This is a genomic window from Corynebacterium limaceinasi, from assembly GCF_046717465.1.
Classification (GTDB): Bacteria; Actinomycetota; Actinomycetes; order Mycobacteriales; family Mycobacteriaceae; genus Corynebacterium.
Genome location: NZ_CP177100.1, coordinates 649,055 through 670,668 on the forward strand (window position 1 = coordinate 649,055; position 21,614 = coordinate 670,668).

Here is a 21,614-nt window from a genome sequence, read left to right on the forward strand (position 1 = left end):
CCGCACCATCATAGTGGGAGCCAGACTATGCTTGAGCGATATGGATAACGGTTTCACTGATGGTTCCGCCTATGACACCGAAGCGGTGCGATTTTTTGATGTCGCCCACGAGGGCGCGCAGATTCGTCTGCTCGCCGGGCAAATGGGGCGCTGGGGTGAGATCCTCAACGGGCTCAACCCGCGCTCCCTGGTCATCCTGCCCACCGATGCCATCGCCCGCGAGGCAGCGCACCTCGGCGTCGGCTTGGCCGAACCGCTGCGCATCCCGCTGGTGGTGACGGAATCGCTGCCGCAATACGTGGGCGCGCTCGATATCGTCGTAGCGGTAGGCGAGCCCGCAGAATGCGATTGGGCCTCCCGCGCGCTCATCGCGGCGAGCCAGCGTGGCGCCACCACCATCTTGGTGGGCCCGGCAAGCGGCCCCTTGGTAGAGGATTGCCCGGAAGACACCCTGATTGCCCCCTCGCTTCCCACCGCAGAGGGCTGCTCGCCGGCGCGGTTTATCACGGCCCTGTACGCGCTGTGCAGCATCGTGCATACTTCCCCGCGCGCGGTGCGCGAGGAGCTAGAGGATCTAGCCGCCGCCGTGGACCGCGAGATTGAGCAGCTTTCGCCAGAGCGCGATGATGCCATCAATCCCGGCCGGCAGCTGCGCGAATACGCCGAGGGCGCGCGGATTATCCACTCCTGCGTCATCGATCCCTACGCGTATGCCGAGCGCCGCGAGCGCGTGCACATCGATACCCTGGTCGCCCGCATGGCAGCAACCATCTGGGCCGTGCACGGGTTGCCCGGCACCTTTGTCGAGCCCGCTGACCTGCGCGGCGCACTCGATCGGGGTGCCGAATCCAGTACGGCGCCCGCGCCTGCCGATGACCTTTTCTACGACCCCTTCATCGACGGTGCTGGCGCGGATGCACCTTTGATACCCTTGAAGGTGATTTTCTGGGGGCAGGAAGAGGCGAACCTGCCCAACTCGCTTGCAGTCCGCAGCACCGACCCGGAACCGGGCCTTGGGCATCTTGCCCGCTCACTGCAGCTTATTACGCGGAGTTTTGCCGCGACCGCCTACGAGATTTCTAAAGGATAGAAATAAATGCAATTACTGGAAGGCGCTACCCGCAACTACTCGTGGGGCTCGCGCACCCTCATCCCTGAGCTGCGGGGCGAAGAAGCCGCAGAAAAGCCGGTGGCTGAACTCTGGTTTGGCGCCCACCCGGGCGATCCCTCCACGGTGGATGGCCAGCTTCTCAATGAGGTTATTGCGGCGGATCCAGAAGGCCAGTTGGGCGCTCGAGTCTATAAAGAATACGGCGAGAACCTGCCGTTCCTGCTGAAGATCCTCGCCGCCGAAGATCCGCTGTCTTTGCAGGCCCACCCGTCCAAGGAGCAGGCCGAGGAGGGTTTCGCCCGCGAAAACGAGGCGGGCATTGCCCTGCAGGCTGCAAACCGCAATTACAAGGACGATAACCACAAGCCGGAACTTATCGTGGCTCTTTCAGATTTCTACGCCATGGCCGGTTTCCGTCCCTTGGCACAAACCCGCGAGCTCTTTGCCGCCTTGGAGTGCCCAGAGCTTGAGCGCTACCTAGCTATGCTTGACGATGACCCCGCGGAATCCTCCGAGTCCGCCAACCTCCGCGTGCTTTTCACCACGTGGATTACCATCCCCTCGGCCAAGCGCAAGGAGCTCATTAAGGCCATCGTCGCTGCCGGTGAGCGCCTAATTGCCGCCGATCCGACGGATTGGAAAGCGCGGGTCATGGCCACGGTGATAGACCTTAATGACCGCTATCCTGGCGATATCGGCGTGCTCGGTGCGCTCTTGCTCAACCACATCGAGCTTGCCCCAGGCGAAGCCGTCTACCTCGATGCCGGGCAGCTCCACGCGTATGTCTCCGGCCTGGGCGTAGAAATCATGGCCAATTCCGATAACGTTTTGCGCGGCGGGTTAACCCCGAAATTCGTGGATGTGCCGGAGCTGGTCAAGGTCTTGACCTACGCGGCCGCCACTGAGCCACGGGTGCAGCAAAAGGATAAGCAGTACCAGGACAATGTCCACGGCGCCGAGGCATGGTCCTATCCGGTGCCTATCGATGAGTTTCTGCTCGATCGCGCCGAGCTCGGGCCGGATTCTTCCGTCGATCTCGATTATGACGGCCCCACCATCGCCTTGTGCACCGCTGGTTCCCTCAACCTGCGCAATGCCGCGGGCGAGGAACTAATCCTTTCTCCGGGCCAAGCCGCATGGTTGCCAGCCTCCGAAGGGGTGGTTACCGCCCATGCTCACACTGTAAATGAGGCAAATCCTGAGGGCCCCACGGCGCAATTATTCGTGGCCCGAGTCTAAGGGGCCTTATAACTGTGCCCCCTTGCTGGAAAACCCAGCAAGGGGGCACTTTTAGGTGCTGGCCGCATTTTGGCCGAGGCTAACTCCCTAGTACCAGTTGCGCTAGCCGCATAGAGGACTTAGCGCGCAGCGGAAGATCCTGCGGCAGAGCTTCCCGTTGCCGGGATATCCGTGGGCTCTTGGTTTCCCGCCTGTTCCGTAGCGGCAGGCTTCCCGGTTGCTTCCGGCTCGGCGTGTGATTTATTTTTCGCCTGCGGTGCGCTAGAAGGCGCTCCCGCACCTGCACCGTGTCCCTCTGCGGTGGCGTCAGGAGCCGCTGGGGTGCGCTGCGCGCTCCCCTTGGTATATGACTTTTGTGGGGTCTGCGTCGATGGCGGCTCCGGGGTTTCTGATCCGGCGGGCTCTACCGGTTTTCCGGACTCTCTACCCTGATCACTTTGACCAGGCTTCTCCTCGCCCGGGGCAGGGGATGGAACAGGAGAGCTCGGTGCCGGGGACGACGGTGCTAGGTTATCCGGCTTGCTGGGGTTATCCGGGACCGCCTGCATGGTGCCGGTGCCATTTTGCGGCACCTGCCCGCCCTGGTTGGACGGGGCATTATTAACGGAAGTGCCTGGAGAGTACACATTGTCGGGGCGGTACACCTTGGTAGGGCGGGTGGCCGCGTGGGGATGCGTGACTGCATTGGGCGCCAAGTATGGGTCCGTTGATTCAGGGTGCTGGTGGTCTGATTCACCGGCGCCAGAATTGGCCTCTGCGGGGGCAGAGTTTTCCGTCGAGGGCTTCTTATGCGTCGACGATGAGGTCGATTCTTCAGCGGACGTATTTTTTGGTGCCACGGTAGAGGTAGGGGACTCATTCGCGGCATTGGAGTAACGGGCGCTCGGCGTGCTCATGCGCCACACGCCCACTCCCACGACGACGGCGGCGATAAGGCCGAGCACGATGAAGACGTACACGCGACGTGAATCTGGTTTCATCGTGCCCTCCTTTCTTGGTTGCATAGGGTGGGTAACAAGTTGATAACGAGAGTATCATGTATTGGAATTTCCGCGACAGGCTGCGGATTCCGTGATATGTAAACAACGCAGAGATGAGAAAAGGCAGTGCCTATGCAATCCTTTTCATGCCCGATTTTTCTCCGCCGGAAAAGCGTGTATAAATGGCGCTAAACCCGTCGAAGGAGTGAGAAATGAGCAGCTGGGACGAAGAGATTTTTAGCACCGATCTCAACGTGGATTTTCTAGATGAATTGGCAAACCTCGATGAAGAAGGGGTAATCCGCGCAGTACAGGATGCCTGCGAGGTGGCTCGCAGCAAGAACGATTTAACCGAGGAAGAACAGCTCAACGCCCACGCTGCGGCCACGATCGCCGCCATTTGGGCAGGCGCGCCGTTCAGCGCCAGCGAAACCGTTGAAGACTACCCCTATATTAGGGACTTGGTGGGAACCGTTGACGATACCCTGACCGAAAATGCCCTTGAGATCCTGGATACCGTCGAAGGAGACTACGACGTGGAACCGTTTATCGAGGCACTTTCTTAAAAACCACCTCCCTCGGTGCCGCTGGCGCCGCCTAGGAGCAGAAAGGATTCTGCATATCTCACCATGCTTATAAGCATTGAAGGCATTGACGGCGCCGGAAAAAATACACTTGCGACCGCAGTGCGGGACGCCCTCCAAGTCCCAGTAAAAACCGTTTCCTTTCCGCGTTATGAGACCTCCATCCACGCGCAGCTTGCGCGCGAGGCGCTCTACGGAAAGATGGGCGACCTTACGGATTCGGCCTACGGTATGGCCACGCTTTTCGCCCTCGACCGTTTTGGGATAAAAGAGGAATTGCTGGCGGCGAAGCAAACGCGCGAGGTAGTGATCTTAGACCGCTATGTAGCCTCCAACGCTGCCTATTCCGCAGCCCGGTTGCGCGACGATAGCCTCTTCCAATGGGTCTATGACCTAGAATTTGGCACCTTGGGCCTGCCACAAGCAGACCTGCAGGTGTATGTGGATACGGCGGTGGAGGTGGCATCGGCAAGAGCGCAGTCCCGAGCCGCCAGTGATTCCACCCGCGAGCGCGACCACTATGAACGCGATGGGGGATTGCAGGAGCGCACCGCCGCCGCTTACCGGCGCCTAGTCGAGTCCGGGTGGGGCGGGCGCTGGATCGCCACCGCCGATGCGGATACTATTACGGCAGCAATAAATGACCTTGTAGGAGATTAAAACGTGGCGCCAACGATTTTGGTCGTGGATGATGATCCAGCGATCTCGGAAATGCTGACCATTGTCCTTGAATCTGAGGGACTAAACCCCGTCCCCGTCATGGATGGCAATGATGCCGTTCCTGCCTTCCGCGAGCATGAACCGGATCTCATCCTTTTGGACCTCATGCTGCCGGGCATGAATGGTGTGGATATCTGCCGCACCATCCGGCGCGAGTCCGCGGTGCCCATCGTCATGCTTACCGCCAAGACCGATACCGTGGACGTGGTCTTGGGGCTTGAATCCGGCGCGGATGATTACATCACCAAGCCCTTTAAACCGAAGGAACTCATCGCCCGCATTCGGGCGCGCCTGCGCCGCACCGACTCCGCGGAACCGGAAACCCTTGAGGTCGCTGATCTCATCATCGACGTGCCGGAGCACACGGTGCGCCGTACTGATGGCACCGAATTAAACCTGACCCCGCTGGAGTTCGATCTCCTGCTGGAAATGGCGCGCCACCCAGGGCAGGTGCATACCCGCGAGTCGCTGCTGGAATCCGTCTGGGGCTACCGCAATGCCTCCGATACTCGTTTGGTTAACGTGCACGTGCAGCGCCTGCGCGCCAAGATCGAGCACGATCCGGAAGATCCGCAGATCGTGCTGACCGTGCGCGGCGTGGGGTATAAGACCGGCAAGGCCGGTGCCGGGGAGTAAGGAAAAATCAGAATTCTGGACCGCGTGCGGCGCATTCGTGACGCCATAGTAGATACGCTGCGCACCTCATTGCAGGCGCGCGTTATCGGTATGATTGTGGTCGCCTCCTCGGTGGTCATGATTATCTTGGCCTACGCCTTGGTCTCCGTGCTGACCCAGCGGTTGGTATCCCAAAAAGAAGACGTGGCGCTGCAGGAGCTCGAGCGCGCCCGCACGGCGGTGGAGCAGCAAATCGATGCCACCAGTTCCGCCAACTCGGTGCAGGTGCGCATCAATTCCGCCCGCGCTTCTTTGGATCAGCTCTCTGCGCAACAAGGCGATGCGCAGGCCGTGTATGAACCCGTCATCGTGGTGGAAAACCAAGATGGATCCATCACCACCTCGCCGGAGGATTTCCCGGTGCCGGAACAAATGCGGCAGATGGTGGGCCAAGACCAGATTGCGCAGCAGTATTACCCCGTCCCGCGCGGCAATGGCGATTACTATAACGCGCTCATGGTGGGCACACCCACCGATGCCGAGATTCCGAATTTGCAGGTCTACCTGGCCCTTTCTATGGAATCGGAAGAATCAACAATGGCGCTTATGCGCGGCCTGCTCTCTGCCGCCGGCGTGGTGGTCGTGGTCTTGCTGGTGGGCATTGCCTGGTTGGCAACCCAGCAGGTCATTACCCCGATTAAGTCCGCGTCCCGCATCGCCCAGCGCCTGGCTGCCGGCCACCTCAAGGAGCGCATGGCCGTGGATCGGGACGATGAGATGGGCCGGCTTGCCGCCTCCTTTAATAATATGGCGGATAAATTGTCCTCCCAGATTGCGCAGCTGGAGGAATACGGCGATTTGCAGCGGCAGTTTACTTCCGATGTCTCCCATGAGCTGCGCACCCCCATTACCACCGTGCGCATGGCCGCAGACCTCATCGAATCTGAGGCCGATAGCCTGCCCGCGGGCGCGCAGCGCGCCTCGAAGCTCATGTCCAGGGAGCTGGACCGCTTCGAGGAGCTGCTCGCGGATCTGCTAGAGATTTCCCGCCACGATGCCGGCGTGGCGGACCTATCCACCACGGCCATTGACCTGCGCTCCTGCGTGGATGCCGCCTACCGCCAGGTTGAGCATTTGGCGCAGAAGCTCGACGTGGAGGTCGTTCGCAATATGCCGGATGAGCGGATTTCCATCCAGGCCGATTCGCGCCGCATCGAGCGCATTTTGCGCAACCTCTTGGCCAATGCCATCGACCATTCTGAGGGCAATCCTGTGGTGATCGATATTGCCACCACGGATAAGGCCGTGGGTGTAGCCGTTACGGACCACGGCGTGGGCCTGAAACCCGGACAAGAAGAACTAGTATTCAACCGTTTCTGGCGCGCGGATTCTTCCCGCAAGCGCCACTCTGGCGGCACCGGGCTGGGCCTTGCCATCGCCCGCGAGGACGCGGCCCTGCACGGCGGCACGCTCGATGCATTTGGCGTATTTGGCTACGGCTCCCGCTTCCGCCTCATCATCCCGCGAGAGCCGAATACCGAGATTGGTGAAGAGCCCATCTCCCGAGAGATTCCAGGCGCCCCGGGCACTGGTTCAGACGCCGCGCACGACGCGCTTGCCGATGCCCCAGCTACCGCCGACCCCAGCGGCGCAACCGGCGCCGCTGTTGGCGCCGCTGCCGACGCAGCTAGCGATGCCGACACCGGGCAAGCTGGTGCAGCGGAAGCTGGTGCAGCAGAAGACGAGGACGAGGGCGGCGCCGGTGGGGCATCGCCAAGCAGCAGCTCGGTGGTAGGCCGCGGAATTGGCATCGACGATGACTCGGCGGAGGCGACCGAGGCGGATGGTGACGGAATCCTGTGGCCTTCTGAACGCAACCGTGGGGCCGCCTCGCCCGAGGGGCGCTCCTATAAGGCGCCGGATTTTAAGGGGGATAAATAAATGAATTCGGTCATTATGAAGGGAATATGGCGGCGGCACACCGCCGTGGGCGCGGTGGTGGCGCTGTGCTTTGTTACCGGCTGCTCAACCTTGCCGCACGATACGAGCCCCCAGGTCGTGGGTACCTACCACAAACAGGCCGATGGCCCGGAAGAGGTCATTGCCCCTGAGGCGGGGGCGGACCCGGACCTTACCCTGCGCGATTTTTATCGCGCCGCGGCCGTTCCAACCAATGACCACGATGCCGCTCGCGGGTTCCTCACGAATAACGCCCGCGGGGCCTGGGATGCCTCAGGCGATGTCATGGTGGTCGATAGCCTGGATATCGTGACCGCGCCCGATAAGAAACAGAATACGGCGGCGGATGCGCGCTCCTTCAATGTGCGCGGCACCATCATTGGACGCCTCAAATCCGGCGGGGCCTATGTGCCAGAAAATGAGAGCTACGAAGCTACCATCGACATGAAAATGGTAGATGACCAGTGGCTCGTTGATAGTCTGCCGGCCGGGCTGGTTATCGAGCGTAATGAGCTGCGCAATCATTACACCCCGCAATCGCTCTACTTTTATAAACAAACCGATGACGTCCTCGCCCCGGACCGCCGGTGGCTGTATAAGGGCAGCGAGGAATCCGAGTCCACGCTGATCACCCTCTTGATGGAAGGCCCATCTAGCAGCATCGCCCCGGCCACCCGCCGGGCGGCGGATGAAAAGGTCACCTTCGCTGGCTACGACAACGAAAACGGCTACCAGTTCGAGGGCTTGTCAGACTTGGATGAAAATGACCGCACCCGCTTTGCGGCGCAATTGGTCTGGACGCTTTCTGATGCCGGGCATATCGGCCCCTTCAAGGTTAAGGCCGATGGCAGCAATCTGGTAGAAGGCATGGACACCGTCAGCGTGGATGATTTTGCTGACTATAACCCCAAGGTAAACAGTAATTCCCTGTCCACGCTGTACGCCTTGAATGAGGGCAACGTGCTGGAGGTCGATAGCGGGGTGGCCGAGCCGGTTAAGGGCTCTTTGGGCTCGAGCGGCAATGTGCAATCGGTCGATGTCACCGAATCCGGCATGATTGCGGCGGTCAGCCGGAAGCCTAGCGGTGACTTCAAGCTGCAGATGGGCGAAATCGGCGCCGCGTTGCAGGATTCGGTCGAAGGTAAGACGCTGGCGCGGCCCACCTTTGAATATAACGGGCAAGCCGTGTGGACGGTGGTCGATGGAGACCGCATCGTGCGCGTCGTGCGCTCCAAGACCACCGGACGGATTTCAGAATCCGAGGTCGATGCGCGCAGCATCGACGATATCGAGGGAGAAATCTCCGTTATCCGCCTCTCCCATAGCGGCGCACGCGCGGCGATGATCATCGATGGCCACGTCTACATCGCCGCGGTGGCCCAATCCAGCAGCGGCGATAAGCGCATCGTCAACGCCCGCGAGGTGGGCCCTGAGGTCTCTGGTTCAGCATTATCGCTGGATTGGAATAACGATGGTTCGCTCATCGTCGGTACGTCCTCTGGGCAGTCGCCGGTATGGCGCATCGAGCAGGATGGTTCCTCGGCCTCTACCATGCCGACGGGTAATATCACCGCCCCGGTAGTCGCGGTGGCTACCTCGCCATCGAAGCTTTATATTACGGATTCCCATGCCATGCTGGAGCTTCCCGCCACGGTGGTCGATGAGGTGAACTGGCGCGAGGTGCCTGGCCTGCAGGGTCGGCGCTCTTCGCCTATCGTGTCTAGCTAAGAGGCGGCCGCGCTGGGCGACGCTGCCGCAGAGGATGTTTCGGGGGATGGGGTGGTGTCGCGCCGTGAGCGTGCGAGAGCTGATTTTTCCGCGTGCGTGTGCCGGGTGCCGCGCGCCCGGCCACGTCTTATGCCCGCAGTGCCGGGAGCACCTGCGCCAGCCGCCTTACCTGGTAAGCCGGCCGCGGCTGCTCAGGGCACCGGTATTTGCCCTAGGGTCCTATTCCGATATTCGCCGCAACATCATCATCAGCATGAAGGAACAAGGCAATAGGGAAGTGCGCGATTATATAGGTGCGGTGGTTGCCGCGGGCGTGGCGCACTTGGCCGCCCGTGGCGAGATTCCCCGCGAGCTGTGCCTGGTGCCGGCCCCTACGCGGCGCCGCTCGGCGCGCATGCGCGGCGGTGATCCCGTGACGGCCATGTGTCAAGGTGCGGCGCGCCGACAGCAGGGGCTGCGGGTGCGCGAGGCGCTTGTCATGGGCGCGGATACGGCGGATCAATCTGAGCTCAATGCGCAGGATAGGTGGGCGAACCTGCAGGGGCGCGTGGGGGTTGGCGCCCCGGTGGGCGGTGAGCAGGCGCTGCTTGTCGATGACGTTATAACCACCGGCGCCACCCTCGCGGCCAGCATGGCGGCCCTGCGCGCCGCCGGCGCCACGGTCTATGGGGCGTTGGCTTTTGCCGATGCTTAAGGCACATCACATAGTGGGGTGTACGGTGTTACCCCCAAATGCCATCAGGTCATAACCACTGGTATTATTAGAGGTGTCACAGAGGAACAGTTACTGTGATTGTTTCTAGTCCCCACAACCAAAGGGAGGCATCTCAATGTCCCAGCCAAACAAAGCTCAGGTAACGATTACGGGCCGTAACGTTGATGTACCGGAACACTTCCAGGAGCGCGTCAACGACAAGCTGGCAAAGATTGAACGCCTTGATCCCACACTGACCTTCTTCCACGTGGAATTGCAGCACGAGCCAAACCCACGCCGCGAAGCAGAGTCCGACCGCATCCAGATCACCGCAACCGGCAAGGGCCACATCGCCCGCGCAGAGGCTAAGGAAGACTCCTTCTACGCAGCGCTGGAAACCGCGATGGGGAAGATGGAACGTTCCCTGCGGAAGGTGAAGGTGCGCCGTGAATACGTCAAGGGCGGTCACCGCGCACAGAAGGGCACCGGCGAAATCGCCGCAGAGATGGTTGCGGAGGCAGAAGCACAGCGCGCCAAGGAAGAGCGCTTGGTCGATCCTTATGCCGAGACCGTCGAGGACGTTCGCCCCGGCCAGATCGTGCGCACCAAGGAGCACCCGGCCACCCCGATGAGCGTGGACGATGCCTTGAGCGAGATGGAGCTGGTTGGCCACGATTTCTTCCTCTTCGTCAACGAGGAAAACAACAAGCCTTCCGTGGTTTACCGCCGCCACGCTTTCGACTACGGCATCATCTCCTTGTCTGAGGATGCAGAGGGCTAGAATCCCTCGTGCCCGGCTAGGGCGTTAAGTTTCTTCACCCCCTTCCTGCCCATCGCGCTATTGCTCGATGAGGCGGGGAGGGGGTGATTTGTCATGCTGTGAGTTATCCATTTTCTTAGTGTGTTTAGTGTGAAATCACTATCGTTTAAGGGCGGGTGGAAGGCGACAAGGGCAGTGGCGTGAGTACAATTGCGGGAAGTTAACTAATGTGTCGCGACAAGAAGGACTAACGAATAGTGTTTGGACTTTCCAAGCTGCTGCGCGCGGGCGAGGGCCGTACGGTCAAGCGCCTGGGCAAAATTGCAGACGATGTAATTGCACTCGAGGATCAGTACGCGGAGCTTTCGGACGATGAGCTAAAGGCCAAGACTGACGAGTTCAAAACTCGCCTGAAGGATGGCGAAGAAAAGAACGACATCTTGCTCGATGCTTTTGCTACCGTCCGCGAAGCCGCTTGGCGCGTCCTAGGACAAAAGCACTACCCCGTGCAGATCATGGGTGGCGCCGCCCTGCACTTTGGCAATGTTGCAGAGATGCGCACCGGTGAGGGCAAAACCCTGACCTCCTTGCTGCCCGCTTACCTCAACGCCCTGGAGGGCCAGGGCGTACACATCGTCACGGTCAATGACTACCTGGCCAAGCGCGACGCCGAGATGATGGGGCGTGTGCACCGCTGGTTGGGCCTGTCCGTGGGCGTTATCTTGGCAGAAATGCGCCCGCAAGAGCGCAAGAAAGCCTACGACTGCGATATCACCTACGGCACCAATAACGAGCTGGGCTTTGATTACCTGCGCGATAACATGGTGCGCACCCTCAATGATGTAGTTCAGCGCGGACACAACTTCTGCATCGTGGATGAGGTGGACTCGATCCTTATCGATGAAGCCCGTACCCCACTCATCATCTCCGGCCCGGTTGATGGGTCCTCCCAGTTCTATGGCGTCTTTGCGCAGCTGGCGCCGCGCATGCGCGAGGGAATCCACTACGAAGTGGACCACAAAAAGCGCACCATCGGTGTCTTGGAAGAGGGGGTGGAGTACGTTGAAGATCAGCTCGGTATTGATAACCTCTACGCGCCGGAGCATTCCCAGTTGGTTTCCTACCTCAATAACGCGTTGAAGGCCAAGGAGCTCTTTACCCGCGATAAGGACTACATCGTCCGCAATGGCGAAGTGATGATCGTGGATGGCTTTACCGGCCGAGTGTTGGCGGGACGCCGCTACAACGAGGGCATGCACCAGGCCATTGAGGCCAAGGAGCAGGTGGAGATCAAAAACGAGAACCAGACGCTGGCGACGGTTACCCTGCAGAACTTCTTCCGCCTCTATGAAAAGATTTCCGGCATGACCGGTACCGCGGAAACGGAAGCCGCGGAGCTGCATTCCATCTATGGGCTGGATGTGGTTCCTATTCCTACCAATAAGCCGAACCAGCGCACCGACCACTCGGACCGCATTTACAAGACCCAAGAGGCAAAGTTCGCTGCGGTGGTTGATGATATTGCGGAGCATGTCGAAAACGGCCAGCCGGTCCTAGTCGGTACCACCTCCGTGGAGCGTTCCGAATACCTGTCGCAGCTGCTGACCAAGCGCGGTGTGCAACACAACGTGCTTAACGCCAAGCACCACGAAGAAGAGGGCCAGATCATTGCCCGTGCGGGCCGCCCCGGCACCGTGACCGTGGCAACCAACATGGCCGGCCGTGGTACCGATATCGTGCTCGGCGGTAACCCGGAAGTTATCCTCGATGAGAAGCTGCGCGAACGCGGCCTTGACCCCTTTGAGGATGAGGAAAAATACCAGGAGGCCTGGGAGGCCGAGATCGACGGCGAGAAAGAGCGCTCGAAGCGCTTGGGCGATGAGGTGCGCGAATCGGGCGGGCTCTATGTCTTGGGCACCGAGCGCCACGAGTCGCGCCGCATCGATAACCAGCTGCGCGGCCGTACCGGCCGTCAGGGTGACCCGGGCGAGACCCGCTTCTACCTGTCCATGCGCGATGAATTGATGGTGCGCTTTGTGGGCCAGTCCATGGAGCACATGATGAACCGCCTCAACGTGCCTGATGATGTCCCCATTGAGGCCAAGATGGTCTCGAACTCCATCAAGGGTGCCCAGGCGCAGGTGGAGAACCAGAACTTCGAGATGCGCAAGAACGTGCTGAAGTACGATGAGGTGCTCAATGAGCAGCGCAAGGTGGTCTACTCCACGCGCTATTCTATCCTCGATGCAGATGACATCAAGGACGATATCCGCACCATGATCGATGACACGGTCTCTGCCTACGTCGAGGGCGCTACCGCCACCGGTTATGTCGAAGACTGGAACCTCGAGGAACTCTGGAATGCCCTCGAGGCGCTGTACGGCCCCACGATGTCCCCGGAGGAACTCGTGGAAGGCTCCGAGTACGGTTCCCCAGGCGAGCTCACTGCGGAGCAGCTGCGCGATGCCCTCGTTACCGACGCGAACCGGGAGTACGACAAGTTGGAGGAAGCCGTTTCTGCCATCGGCGGCGACAAGCAGATGCGCAATACCGAGCGCATGGTGATCCTGCCGATTATTGACCAGAAATGGCGCGAGCACCTTTACGAGATGGACTACCTCAAGGAGGGCATCGGCCTGCGCGCGATGGCGCAGCGCGACCCGCTGGTGGAATACCAGAAGGAGGGTGGCGATATGTTCAATGCCATGAATGAAGGCGTGAAGGAAGAAACCGTGCGCCAGCTATTCATGCTGCGCAAGCAGTTCAAGCAGCAGGAAGAAAACCAAGAATCCGGCGGTGACTCGGGCTCTGGTCCTGCAGGCCAAGAAACCGTAGAGGCATAACGCTTCAACGTCCTATCACGCCCTTCCTCTTCCTCCCCGTCCTTGCGCGGTGGGGAAGCGGGAGGGGCGCTGTTAGTTTTAGAGCAGCCGAAACGAGCGTAGCCCTTGGTCAGTGGCGGAGCCGGTAAAGGCGTGGCGGTGAGTGCCGATGACCGCGGAACCGAAGTATTCGCCGTTGGGTCGCGCGTGCAGGCTGGTAAGGCGCAAGGCATCGGTGTCATAGGGGCTTTCCCGGCGGTGCACCCAGGAGCCAATGTGCAGGCGGATGGAATCCGAAAAGCGCGGGGAATTGAGGTGGGCAATGGGGCGGTAGCCGGCGGCGACCTCAAGGATGAAGACGACCCAGGCTTGGATATGGTGCTGGGCGGCAACCTCGGCCGTTGTGGGGAGGCGGCCGTAATGGATGCGGTGCGGGGCGATATACAGCTTGAGGTGAGAGTAGCCGGGAATGGGCTCATACATGGTGAAATGAGTGCTCCTGCGAAAAAGGCAGGAGGCGAACGCGTGATAATTATCTCATGGGGGCGCTGCGCGCGCTATTTCTGGCAGTTTCCTGTATGAGGCGGGCGAGAATATAAGCGCAGTTCGCTATACTTTCGGGAGTTACAAAGTATTCGTGTACTGAAGGATTAAAAATTATGCGTGGTCTCATCGTTGACTATGTCGGCGTCCTCGATGGCGCTGAAGAGGACAATCGCCGCTGGAAGGCTCTGCTATCTGCGGCGAAGGCAAATGGTGCCGCAACCGCTATCTTGTCTAATGACCCGGGCGGCTCTGGCGCTGAGCACATTCGCGAGTGGGAATACCGCGGCAACGTCGATGCCGTGGTGTTGTCTGGCGAAATCGGGGCGGAAAAGCCGGAGGTTGCGGCTTTCCAGGCGGCTGCCGATGCCCTCGAGCTGCCCTTGAGCGATTGTGTCATGGTCGACGATTCGATCCTCAACGTGCGCGCCGCTGTCGATGCCGGGATGATCGGTTTCTTATACACCAGCTTCGATCGCGTGTCTGTAGAAATTCAAGCCGTATTCGATATTGAAGGGGAATTTTAGTGGCTCAAGCCCGCGTCTATATTCCGGCGACCTATGCCATGCTGGCGGAGCTCGCTGAGACCGGAACGCTCGCGGCGCGCTCCGGGTGGGGATTCATGGTGACCCCAGCCCTGCGCGATTTTTATACCGCAGGCGATGAAGAAGAGATTGCCTACTCCGCCTTCCTCGAGGCCTCCATGGCTTCGCTGCGCCTGTTGACCATTGGAGACGAGGAGAAGTTCCCGCACCGGCGCGTGGTCATTTCCATCGACGTTGATGACACGGCGGTCACCCCGCGCCCGGATATGGGCGAGCCGGTGGTGGAACTTCAGCCAGCGCAGTTTGGCACGGATAGCCTCGCCGCCATTCACGTGGATATCGAAGAATCCGAAGAGGCAACCGCCAAGGCCATCGAGGCCATCGATTCCGCGGACCTCGGCGATGAGGACGCGGAGCTCGCGGTAGGTGATGCCCTGGATAACTTCATGGCCTTCTACCACCCCACGGAGCTGCCCTTCCTCGTGGAATTGCTCTAGGCCGCGCTAGTTTTCCCACTCCACGTTGGTGCGCAGGGCTTGCAGCAGCCCGCGTACCGCATCGCGCCGGCGGGCGGTAGCGGTGCCCTCGGGAATGATTTCTGGATCATCGAGCCCGCACTCGGGATCCGCCGGTGGCCCCGCGTGCGTACAGCCGCGCGGGCATTCCTCAATGGCCGCGGCGAGGTCCTCGAAAACGCCAAGGACGGTATCCGCGTCCACATGCGCCAGCCCGAAGGAGCGAATGCCCGGCGTATCGATGATCCAGCCGCCCTGAGATTCGGCGCCTGGAGCGTCGGTGGGCAAGGGGAGGGCCACCGATTGCGTCGAGGTATGCCGGCCCTTGCCGATGCCCGATACTTCCCCCGTTTCCCTTTCTGCATCTGGAACCAGGCGGTTGACCAGCGTGGACTTGCCTACCCCGGAATGCCCGATGAGCGCGGTAATATGGCCATCTACTTGCGCGCGCACGGCATCTAGGCCATCCTCGACTCCGGCTTCGACCACCGTGACATCTAGGTCGGCGAATTCTTCTGCAAACGGCGTTGGGTCTGCAAGATCCGTCTTGGTCAGGCACAGGATGGGGTGGAGGTTGCCCACGAATGCGGCAATCAAGGCGCGCTCGACAAAGCCTGATCGCGGGGGAGGGTCTGCCACGGCAGAAACGATCAGCAATTGATCGGCATTGGCCACCACGATGCGCTCATACGGATCCGTGTCATCGGCGGTGCGGCGCAGCACGGAGGTGCGATCCGCCAGCTTGACGATGCGCGCCAGCGTGTCCTTCGCACCAGAGGTATCACCAACCACGCCGACGCGGTCACCGACCTCGATGGCGGTGCGGCCCAGCTCGCGGGCGCGCATGGCGGTGACGTGGGGGCCATCGTCAAGCGCGACGCCCCACCGCCCGCGGTCCTTGGTGATTACCATGCCGTATTTGGCATTTTTGTGCTTGGGCCGATCCTTGGTGCGCGGGCGCGAGCCCTTGCCGGGGCGCACGCGCACATCAGATTCATCAAAGGAACCGAAACGTCTAGCCATGTAAATCCTGTTGGTCGGGGTGCAGCATCGTCTCCCACATGCGGGCCAAGCCGGGCAAGGTCTTGGAAGTGGTGGAAATATCCTCAATCTGGATACCAGGGACTTTCAAACCCAGAATGGCACCGGCGGTGGCCATGCGGTGATCGGCGTAGCAGGGCCAATCGCCGCCGTGGAGTTCGACGGGTTCGATCACCAGGCCATCGTCAAGCTCGGTGACCCTGCCGCCCAGCGCATTGATATTCGCCGCGAGCGCCTGCAAACGGTCGGTCTCGTGGCCGCGCAGGTGGGCAATGCCCGTGAGCCGGGACGGCGTTTCTGCGAGCGCGCACAGGGCCGCAACGGTGGGGGTAAGCTCCCCGATATCGCCCATGTTGCGCTCGATGCCCTGCAACCTTCCCGCCGGGTTGCCCTCTGCTGTGACGCTGTTGTGCTCCTGGGTTACCATCACGCCCATATCCAGCAGGATCTGGCGGATGGCATCGCCCGGCTGGGTGGTATTCGCCGGCCAATTCTTGATGGTCAGGCGCCCGCCGGTGACCGCCGCTGCGGCGAGGAACGGCGTGGCATTGGAGAGATCCGGCTCGATGAACCATTCGCGGCCGGCGATGGGGCCGGGGTGCACCGTCCACGTGGTGCCATCCGAATCCACGCGCACGCCCGCCTGGCGCAGCATGCCCACCGTCATTTCCACGTGCGGCATAGATGGCAGCTGGCCGCCCTCGTGGGTGAGCTGGATGCCCTGGGAAAAGCGCGCCCCGCTCAGCAGCAGGCCGGAGACGAACTGGGAAGAACCAGAAGCATCGATGGTGACTTTGCCGCCTTCTGGCACGCCGTTGGAGGACACCGTAAAGGGAAGGCTACCTCCTTCCACATCGACGCCGAGGCTGCGCAGCGCATCCAGCGTCGTGGACATGGGGCGGTTATAGGCCTGCTTATCGCCATCGACGCGCACCGGGCCATCCGCCAGCGCTGCGACCGGCGGCACAAAGCGCATCACGGTGCCGGCCAGCCCGCAATCCACCCTGGCACCGTGCAGCTTCCCAGGCTGGACGTGGATATTGGCGCCGTCATGGGTGAAGCGAACCCCCATGGCACTGAGTGCGTCCTCCATCAGTTGCGTATCGCGCGATACCAGCGGGGCGTGCAGGATGGACGGGGAATCAGCCAGCGCGGCCAGGATGAAGGCGCGATTGGTAATCGATTTCGATCCTGGCACCTGGTGTTCCCCCGTAACGGGGCTGGTAGCCAGCGGGGCGGTCCAAGGTTGAGACATAGTGTCCATAATAGAGGCCATGTGCGGAAGATTCGTTCTTTTTACCGAGTCCCTCCTCGATGAGGTGGGAAACCTCCCAGGTGTCCAGGAAGTCCACGCCCCACAGGGCACGCCCGGGCCGCGATATAACATTGCCCCTACTCAGCCCATTCCCATCGTGCGCGTGCGCGAAGAACTGGCGGAAGTCGAACCCGCGCGGTGGGCGCTGTTGCCGCAGTGGAAGAAAGACATGGATGGCCCGCCGCTTTTTAATGCCCGGGCAGAAACGGTGGCGAGCAAGCCGTCTTTTCGCACGGCCTTTAAATCCCAGCGCTGCCTTATCCCCATGAACGGCTATTACGAGTGGCACAAGGATGGCTCCACCAAGACGCCGTACTACGTCCATCCCGACCAGGGCCTGCTGTGGGCCGCGGGGCTCTGGGATACCGGGCTGGATCGGCTCTCTGCCACCATCGTGACCACCGCGGCTACCGAAGAGATGGAGTGGCTGCACCACCGCTTGCCGCGATTTTTGGCGCCGGAGGAGATGCGCACCTGGCTCGAGGGCAGCGCCGACGAAGCTAAGGAGCTGCTAGTGCCCACTGGCCTGCGGGGATTCGACTACCACGCGGTGGATAAGGCCGTGGGGACTGTCTCCAATGACTACCCGGAGCTACTCATCCGCCAGTAGATCGGCAAAGTCGGCCCCGCACAAGTGCGCGAGTTCTTCTGCGTTGAGCTCGATATCTAGGCCGCGGCGGCCGCCGGATATAAAGACAGTATCGAAAAGCACCGCGGATTCCTCGATCACCGTGGGCAGCGGGTTCTTTTGTCCGAGCGGGGAAATGCCGCCATGCACGTAGCCTGAGGATTTCTCGGCATCGTGCACCTGCGCCATGGCTGCCTTAGATACGCCAAGGGCAGCGGCTGCCTTCTTGAGGCTTAAATGGTGCGTCGTGGGAATCACGCATACCGCCAGCTCGCGGCGCGGACCTTTGCCCGCAGTGAGATCGATAATGAGCGTTTTCAGCACGCGCTCGGGTTCTACGTCTAAGGCCGCCGCGGCACGATCACCAAAGTGATCCTTGCCCGCTTCAAAGGTGGATACGGAGTGCTTGACTCCGGCATCTTCGATGACTTTCAGGGCCGGGGTAGCGGCATGCGGGGACTTTTTGGCCATATAGGAATTTTAGCGTGAGACGTTAGGATAGATTGTGTGGTTAAAGAAACAGTGAGCGAAAAGGAGCTGCAGCGCCGCTTTGAAAAGGAAGCGCTCCCGCTGCTTGATCAGCTCTATGGCGGCGCGCTGCGCATGACGCGAAACCCGCAAGACGCGGAAGACTTGGTGCAAGAGACCTATCTCAAGGCTTATAAGTCCTTTCATTCCTTTAAGCAGGGAACGAATTTGAAGGCATGGCTGTATCGCATCATGACCAATAACTACATCAACTCTTATCGCAAGGCGAAGCGGCGCCCTACCGAGTCTTCTGCCGATGATCTGAGTGATTTTCAGCTCTATACCACCGCGGGACACGATTCCACCGGCTTGGAATCCGCCGAGGTGGCAGCGCTTAAAGAGATGCCAGATAGGTCCATCTCGCAGGCCATTAATGACCTACCTGAGGACTACCGGATGGTGGTCTACTACTCCGATGTGGAGGGCTTAGCGTACAAAGAAATCGCCGAAATCATGGATACTCCATTGGGAACGGTGATGTCCCGGCTACATCGTGGAAGAAAAATGCTCCGCAAGGCGTTGAAGGACGTAGCACGTGAACAAGGAATTGGATTAGAACACCCGGACATGGAGGAGAAGTAATGGAAGGCGCAACCGGAAAGAACTGTGGTGCGTGTAGCTCCACTGAGGTACACAACCTATTTTGCGAGCTTCTCGATGAATCCACGACCTACGCCCGCGCTTTAGCCATCCGCGAGCACATCGCCCAATGTGATTTTTGCCAGCAACGACTAGAGCGCGAAGAGCTCGTCCGCTCCCTCGTGCGCAATTGCTGTGCCGGCCAAGCTAAGGCACCGCAATCGCTGCGCCGCCGCATCTCGATAGAAATTACGGAGATCGAATCCCGCTGGTAAGAAGCGCCCTTCAGAGCTGCGAACGTCTCGCAACAAGAGTCGGGACAGTTCGTACTGCCGTGTTTCCTCATCCAGTTCAGAAGCAAGCATACTTACCGTCAGGCGCCCTCTGCCGAAGCGGTGCTGTAGAAAAAATTTTCCATAGGATCGCACTCGCAGCGGTCAACCCGCGAGTCAAACCCTACCCACACGCCCTGGGGCGTAATGCGAGTGGATAGGCAAATAGTAGGGGCCTAGCCCTGACGTGTCCATTTTCTGGGGTCATGTCCGGCCCCGACTGGTAAATACGCATCCTGCGAATAGTTGAAGAACGGGTTCTGTTTTTGGGGCTGGTACCTCTCTGGTGGTACCAGCGCTAGTTTTTCTGAATTCGCTGGCGGTAGTAATCACGATTGTCTTCTTGCATGTGAGCAAATTCCATGAGTACGCCCGGCCAGATGGGATACGTATCGATAAGGTTTTCTGCGATGTTTAGCAACGGTGAAAAAGCGATCTCGCCCCATCTGATGCCTATACCTACTCTTTCGGAGTAGGCCGTGCTACTTAAAGGGCCAAGTGCCCACTGACTCCCTGACATCGCATTCATCCATGTGCCGTTGATGGCGAGGATGCGGGATGCTTTCTCTTCATAGCTGTGTTTAGAGTTTAAGATTTCGAGTACGATCTCGAAGGGAAACTCTTTTGTGCCATCGGTGACCTGCTTGCGCTGAAGAGGCGTAAGGTCTGCAAGTGTCGTGGGGACTGTTGTTGAAAGGAAGTCTTCCAGCCTATTTCCGAATTGCTGATGGTATCCGTCAAGCCACATGAGATTCCTTTCGGGCTATGCAGGGCGTATAACCCAAGCCCCTGAATATTGATTTAAAGTCTTGTCGAAAACAGGTTGCGGATATAGCCCAGTACCCAGTTTTGCTGTCTTCTTAGACGATCGAGTGTATTCCAGCATTCACTTTTCTACAACGAAGATTTGGCTGTTGTGTCCTGAGGATTCAAGATTCGGCTCTGTGGGGTGCAGCAGAGATGTTGTCGAAGTGAAGAAGGCGAGAATCGCTGCCCCGAGGATAATTATGCGCCTAAATCGGTTTCTGGTGTCAGCAAGATTTAGTATGTCTCTACTCCATCAATTTGGGCGTAATGAGGAGCGATGTTTGTGCGGGTTCCGGCTACTACCAGTTTGCACGGTGAGTCTCGGGCTAGTCCTGCATACTCGTCGTCGTCAAGTGTCTTTCGCCTTGAGGAGGTAGTTGAGGCGAACAGCTTACGGACGATGGGCACCCATATGTAACAGGGGCCACCATCGCCGATCGCTATACCTGCTAACGGAAGCCGGCAAAAGGAAACCACGAAATGAGTTCAATTAGTGCACTTCGGGGAAGCTATGACCGATGTCCCGATATGGACCAGTAGTACCAACCCAAATGAGCGCCCTGGTCGCTACTGCTCCGAGAGTCGGATTTCTAATAGAAAGATTAAAAACCCGGCCGTACGAGTTCTTAAGGTGAACTGGTACGAAACCGGGCTTTTAATATGTGCTGTACGTTATGCGCCAGGACGCTTGCCGTGATTAGCGGCCTTCTTGCGGCGATCCTTGCGCTTGCGACCACGCTTGCTCATTGCGCACTCCTTCGTTGAGGGTTTCTGAACTTTATTCAACTGTAGCGGCTAAGGGCGCCGAAACGAAAATTGGGGTAGGGGTTAGGCTCCCCGGGTCCGCGCTTTTAGGCGGACACGCGGGAACGGCCGCGGCCGCGGTTGCGGCGACGCTTGAGGGCGCGGCGCTCCTCTTCAGACAGGCCGCCCCAGACGCCGGCATCGAGGCCGGACTCGAGTGCCCAGTTGAGGCAGGAAGAGGCAACGGGGCAGCGGTTGCAGACCAGCTTGGCCTTAGCGATCTGGGTAAGAGCAGGGCCGGAGTTACCTACTGGGAAGAACAGCTCTGGGTCTTCGTCGCGGCAAACGGCTTCGTGGCGCCAATCCATGATTGATATCTCCTAACAAATTTTTGACAGCAGTAAATACGAGCGCAATCCATGAGGGGCAGGAAAGCACCTTGATTTTTAGGTGGTGTGTGAACTGGTCTGCTAGCAGTGGGGCCCGGTCTCGAGGTCGGGCCAGCGTCGCCGCCGCCTATGGTTCACGGTGTTGTTACCTGAAGTTTCCTCCAGGTTAAGAAGAGGTTTACGCCCTCTTTCTTTTTGCTACTAGAGAATCATGACATGTTTACCCGATCGCCGCTAGGGTTAAAGGCTAAATTGTGGTTAACATCACGCAAATAGGTGCAGTGTGGGGGCCATAAATGTCAAAATCGAATTTTAAAGAAACCTGTGAGAATCGCCGTGAGCTGCAGCTATAGGTGTTATATGGTGAGTGTGGTGAGGAAGAGACCGTCAAATTTCCCAGTTCAGCCCCCTGCCCCCGCGCTACTGCTGGCAACAT

23 protein-coding genes are annotated in these 21,614 nt (G+C 59.7%); 15 read left to right on the forward strand and 8 right to left on the reverse strand.

Annotation, left to right across the window (positions count from 1 at the left end; translation table 11 throughout):
- Nucleotides 1–40: 40 nt before the first annotated feature.
- Nucleotides 41–1,090: an exopolyphosphatase gene (locus tag ACLI1Q_RS03220; protein WP_239269405.1), complete on the forward strand. Its 1,050-nt coding sequence runs from the start codon at nucleotides 41–43 to the stop codon at nucleotides 1,088–1,090.
- 6 nt (nucleotides 1,091–1,096) lie between these two features.
- The gene (manA, locus tag ACLI1Q_RS03225; RefSeq protein WP_239269406.1) at nucleotides 1,097–2,350 is read left to right on the forward strand and encodes a mannose-6-phosphate isomerase, class I; all 1,254 of its coding nucleotides are present in this window, start codon (nucleotides 1,097–1,099) and stop codon (nucleotides 2,348–2,350) included.
- A 119-nt stretch (nucleotides 2,351–2,469) separates the two neighbouring features.
- Here manA and ACLI1Q_RS03230 read toward each other — a convergent pair whose 3' ends face one another.
- Nucleotides 2,470–3,330 carry a hypothetical protein gene (locus tag ACLI1Q_RS03230; protein WP_239269407.1) on the reverse strand — a complete coding sequence of 287 codons (861 nt, stop codon included), beginning with the start codon at nucleotides 3,328–3,330 and terminating at the stop codon, nucleotides 2,470–2,472.
- Nucleotides 3,331–3,542: 212 nt separating this feature from the next.
- Here ACLI1Q_RS03230 and ACLI1Q_RS03235 point away from each other — a divergent pair, with 212 nt between their 5' ends.
- The 8 genes from ACLI1Q_RS03235 (at nucleotide 3,543) to secA (ending at nucleotide 13,233) form a co-directional block, all read left to right on the forward strand.
- Entirely contained in the window at nucleotides 3,543–3,896 is a 354-nt protein-coding gene (locus ACLI1Q_RS03235) for a DUF4259 domain-containing protein (protein ID WP_239269408.1), read from the forward strand.
- 63 nt (nucleotides 3,897–3,959) lie between these two features.
- A complete protein-coding gene (locus ACLI1Q_RS03240; protein ID WP_239269409.1) occupies nucleotides 3,960–4,574 on the forward strand; it encodes a dTMP kinase in 615 nt (204 codons plus the stop codon).
- A 3-nt stretch (nucleotides 4,575–4,577) separates the two neighbouring features.
- The gene (gene mtrA / locus ACLI1Q_RS03245; RefSeq protein WP_005281774.1) at nucleotides 4,578–5,270 is read left to right on the forward strand and encodes an MtrAB system response regulator MtrA; all 693 of its coding nucleotides are present in this window, start codon (nucleotides 4,578–4,580) and stop codon (nucleotides 5,268–5,270) included.
- A gap of 90 nt (nucleotides 5,271–5,360) precedes the next feature.
- Entirely contained in the window at nucleotides 5,361–7,190 is a 1,830-nt protein-coding gene (mtrB, locus tag ACLI1Q_RS03250) for an MtrAB system histidine kinase MtrB (RefSeq protein ID WP_411697142.1), read from the forward strand.
- Nucleotides 7,191–8,936, forward strand: a complete 1,746-nt coding sequence (lpqB, locus tag ACLI1Q_RS03255) for an MtrAB system accessory lipoprotein LpqB (RefSeq protein WP_239269410.1) — start codon at nucleotides 7,191–7,193, stop codon at nucleotides 8,934–8,936.
- 64 nt (nucleotides 8,937–9,000) lie between these two features.
- Nucleotides 9,001–9,630, forward strand: coding sequence for a ComF family protein (locus tag ACLI1Q_RS03260; RefSeq protein ID WP_284771774.1), 630 nt, complete (start codon nucleotides 9,001–9,003; stop codon nucleotides 9,628–9,630).
- A 136-nt stretch (nucleotides 9,631–9,766) separates the two neighbouring features.
- Nucleotides 9,767–10,411 carry a ribosome hibernation-promoting factor, HPF/YfiA family gene (gene hpf / locus ACLI1Q_RS03265; RefSeq protein WP_005277524.1) on the forward strand — a complete coding sequence of 215 codons (645 nt, stop codon included), beginning with the start codon at nucleotides 9,767–9,769 and terminating at the stop codon, nucleotides 10,409–10,411.
- Nucleotides 10,412–10,647: 236 nt separating this feature from the next.
- Nucleotides 10,648–13,233: a preprotein translocase subunit SecA gene (gene secA, locus ACLI1Q_RS03270; protein WP_239269412.1), complete on the forward strand. Its 2,586-nt coding sequence runs from the start codon at nucleotides 10,648–10,650 to the stop codon at nucleotides 13,231–13,233.
- 78 nt (nucleotides 13,234–13,311) lie between these two features.
- Here the strand turns inward: secA and ACLI1Q_RS03275 are convergent, their stop codons facing one another.
- A complete protein-coding gene (locus ACLI1Q_RS03275) occupies nucleotides 13,312–13,695 on the reverse strand; it encodes a hypothetical protein (RefSeq protein WP_239269413.1) in 384 nt (127 codons plus the stop codon).
- 176 nt (nucleotides 13,696–13,871) lie between these two features.
- Between ACLI1Q_RS03275 and ACLI1Q_RS03280 the strand changes: the two genes are divergently transcribed.
- Both ACLI1Q_RS03280 and ACLI1Q_RS03285 read left to right on the forward strand, forming a co-directional pair.
- On the forward strand, nucleotides 13,872–14,282 hold the full coding sequence (locus ACLI1Q_RS03280; protein ID WP_005281786.1) for an HAD-IA family hydrolase: 411 nt from the start codon (nucleotides 13,872–13,874) through the stop codon (nucleotides 14,280–14,282).
- On the forward strand, nucleotides 14,282–14,797 hold the full coding sequence (locus ACLI1Q_RS03285) for a DUF6912 family protein (protein ID WP_411697074.1): 516 nt from the start codon (nucleotides 14,282–14,284) through the stop codon (nucleotides 14,795–14,797). The genes ACLI1Q_RS03280 and ACLI1Q_RS03285 overlap by 1 nt, the downstream gene beginning before the upstream one ends.
- A 6-nt stretch (nucleotides 14,798–14,803) precedes the next feature.
- On the opposite strand, the gene rsgA is transcribed toward ACLI1Q_RS03285, so the two are convergent.
- Complete coding sequence (rsgA, locus tag ACLI1Q_RS03290; RefSeq protein ID WP_239269414.1) at nucleotides 14,804–15,838, reverse strand: ribosome small subunit-dependent GTPase A; 1,035 nt, start codon at nucleotides 15,836–15,838, stop codon at nucleotides 14,804–14,806.
- Nucleotides 15,831–17,132 carry a 3-phosphoshikimate 1-carboxyvinyltransferase gene (gene aroA / locus ACLI1Q_RS03295; protein ID WP_284849713.1) on the reverse strand — a complete coding sequence of 434 codons (1,302 nt, stop codon included), beginning with the start codon at nucleotides 17,130–17,132 and terminating at the stop codon, nucleotides 15,831–15,833. The genes rsgA and aroA overlap by 8 nt, the downstream gene beginning before the upstream one ends.
- Here aroA and ACLI1Q_RS03300 point away from each other — a divergent pair.
- Nucleotides 17,131–17,781, forward strand: a complete 651-nt coding sequence (locus ACLI1Q_RS03300) for an SOS response-associated peptidase (protein WP_239269416.1) — start codon at nucleotides 17,131–17,133, stop codon at nucleotides 17,779–17,781. The two genes, aroA and ACLI1Q_RS03300, sit on opposite strands and share 2 nt — an antisense overlap.
- On the opposite strand, the gene ybaK is transcribed toward ACLI1Q_RS03300, so the two are convergent.
- Nucleotides 17,764–18,270 carry a Cys-tRNA(Pro) deacylase gene (ybaK, locus tag ACLI1Q_RS03305; protein ID WP_239269417.1) on the reverse strand — a complete coding sequence of 169 codons (507 nt, stop codon included), beginning with the start codon at nucleotides 18,268–18,270 and terminating at the stop codon, nucleotides 17,764–17,766. The two genes, ACLI1Q_RS03300 and ybaK, sit on opposite strands and share 18 nt — an antisense overlap.
- A gap of 36 nt (nucleotides 18,271–18,306) precedes the next feature.
- Between ybaK and ACLI1Q_RS03310 the strand changes: the two genes are divergently transcribed.
- Together ACLI1Q_RS03310 and ACLI1Q_RS03315 are read left to right on the forward strand one after the other, a co-directional pair.
- Nucleotides 18,307–18,909: a sigma-70 family RNA polymerase sigma factor gene (locus ACLI1Q_RS03310; protein ID WP_239269418.1), complete on the forward strand. Its 603-nt coding sequence runs from the start codon at nucleotides 18,307–18,309 to the stop codon at nucleotides 18,907–18,909.
- Nucleotides 18,909–19,181 carry an anti-sigma factor gene (locus ACLI1Q_RS03315; protein WP_239269419.1) on the forward strand — a complete coding sequence of 91 codons (273 nt, stop codon included), beginning with the start codon at nucleotides 18,909–18,911 and terminating at the stop codon, nucleotides 19,179–19,181. The genes ACLI1Q_RS03310 and ACLI1Q_RS03315 overlap by 1 nt, the downstream gene beginning before the upstream one ends.
- A gap of 355 nt (nucleotides 19,182–19,536) precedes the next feature.
- On the opposite strand, the gene ACLI1Q_RS03320 is transcribed toward ACLI1Q_RS03315, so the two are convergent.
- From ACLI1Q_RS03320 to ACLI1Q_RS03330, 3 genes are all read right to left on the reverse strand, one after another.
- Nucleotides 19,537–19,986, reverse strand: a complete 450-nt coding sequence (locus tag ACLI1Q_RS03320; protein WP_239269420.1) for a hypothetical protein — start codon at nucleotides 19,984–19,986, stop codon at nucleotides 19,537–19,539.
- A 731-nt stretch (nucleotides 19,987–20,717) separates the two neighbouring features.
- Nucleotides 20,718–20,792, reverse strand: coding sequence for a 50S ribosomal protein bL37 (locus ACLI1Q_RS03325; protein WP_369707509.1), 75 nt, complete (start codon nucleotides 20,790–20,792; stop codon nucleotides 20,718–20,720).
- 104 nt (nucleotides 20,793–20,896) lie between these two features.
- Nucleotides 20,897–21,157 (reverse strand): WhiB family transcriptional regulator, encoded by a 261-nt coding sequence (locus tag ACLI1Q_RS03330; RefSeq protein WP_005277545.1) that lies wholly within the window; start codon nucleotides 21,155–21,157, stop codon nucleotides 20,897–20,899.
- Nucleotides 21,158–21,614 lie beyond the last annotated feature (457 nt).

Coding starts and splice junctions, on each gene's coding strand:
- aroA (WP_284849713.1), bottom strand. CDS start 17,132: ATGGCCTCTATTATGGACACTATGTCTCAACCTTGGACCGCCCCGCTG.
- ybaK (WP_239269417.1), bottom strand. CDS start 18,270: ATGGCCAAAAAGTCCCCGCATGCCGCTACCCCGGCCCTGAAAGTCATC.
- mtrB (WP_411697142.1), top strand. CDS start 5,361: ATGATTGTGGTCGCCTCCTCGGTGGTCATGATTATCTTGGCCTACGCC.
- ACLI1Q_RS03220 (WP_239269405.1), top strand. CDS start 41: ATGGATAACGGTTTCACTGATGGTTCCGCCTATGACACCGAAGCGGTG.
- ACLI1Q_RS03315 (WP_239269419.1), top strand. CDS start 18,909: ATGGAAGGCGCAACCGGAAAGAACTGTGGTGCGTGTAGCTCCACTGAG.
- ACLI1Q_RS03240 (WP_239269409.1), top strand. CDS start 3,960: ATGCTTATAAGCATTGAAGGCATTGACGGCGCCGGAAAAAATACACTT.
- ACLI1Q_RS03235 (WP_239269408.1), top strand. CDS start 3,543: ATGAGCAGCTGGGACGAAGAGATTTTTAGCACCGATCTCAACGTGGAT.
- lpqB (WP_239269410.1), top strand. CDS start 7,191: ATGAATTCGGTCATTATGAAGGGAATATGGCGGCGGCACACCGCCGTG.
- ACLI1Q_RS03230 (WP_239269407.1), bottom strand. CDS start 3,330: ATGAAACCAGATTCACGTCGCGTGTACGTCTTCATCGTGCTCGGCCTT.
- ACLI1Q_RS03280 (WP_005281786.1), top strand. CDS start 13,872: ATGCGTGGTCTCATCGTTGACTATGTCGGCGTCCTCGATGGCGCTGAA.
- ACLI1Q_RS03330 (WP_005277545.1), bottom strand. CDS start 21,157: ATGGATTGGCGCCACGAAGCCGTTTGCCGCGACGAAGACCCAGAGCTG.
- manA (WP_239269406.1), top strand. CDS start 1,097: ATGCAATTACTGGAAGGCGCTACCCGCAACTACTCGTGGGGCTCGCGC.
- hpf (WP_005277524.1), top strand. CDS start 9,767: ATGTCCCAGCCAAACAAAGCTCAGGTAACGATTACGGGCCGTAACGTT.
- ACLI1Q_RS03300 (WP_239269416.1), top strand. CDS start 17,131: ATGTGCGGAAGATTCGTTCTTTTTACCGAGTCCCTCCTCGATGAGGTG.
- rsgA (WP_239269414.1), bottom strand. CDS start 15,838: ATGGCTAGACGTTTCGGTTCCTTTGATGAATCTGATGTGCGCGTGCGC.
- ACLI1Q_RS03275 (WP_239269413.1), bottom strand. CDS start 13,695: ATGTATGAGCCCATTCCCGGCTACTCTCACCTCAAGCTGTATATCGCC.
- ACLI1Q_RS03320 (WP_239269420.1), bottom strand. CDS start 19,986: ATGTGGCTTGACGGATACCATCAGCAATTCGGAAATAGGCTGGAAGAC.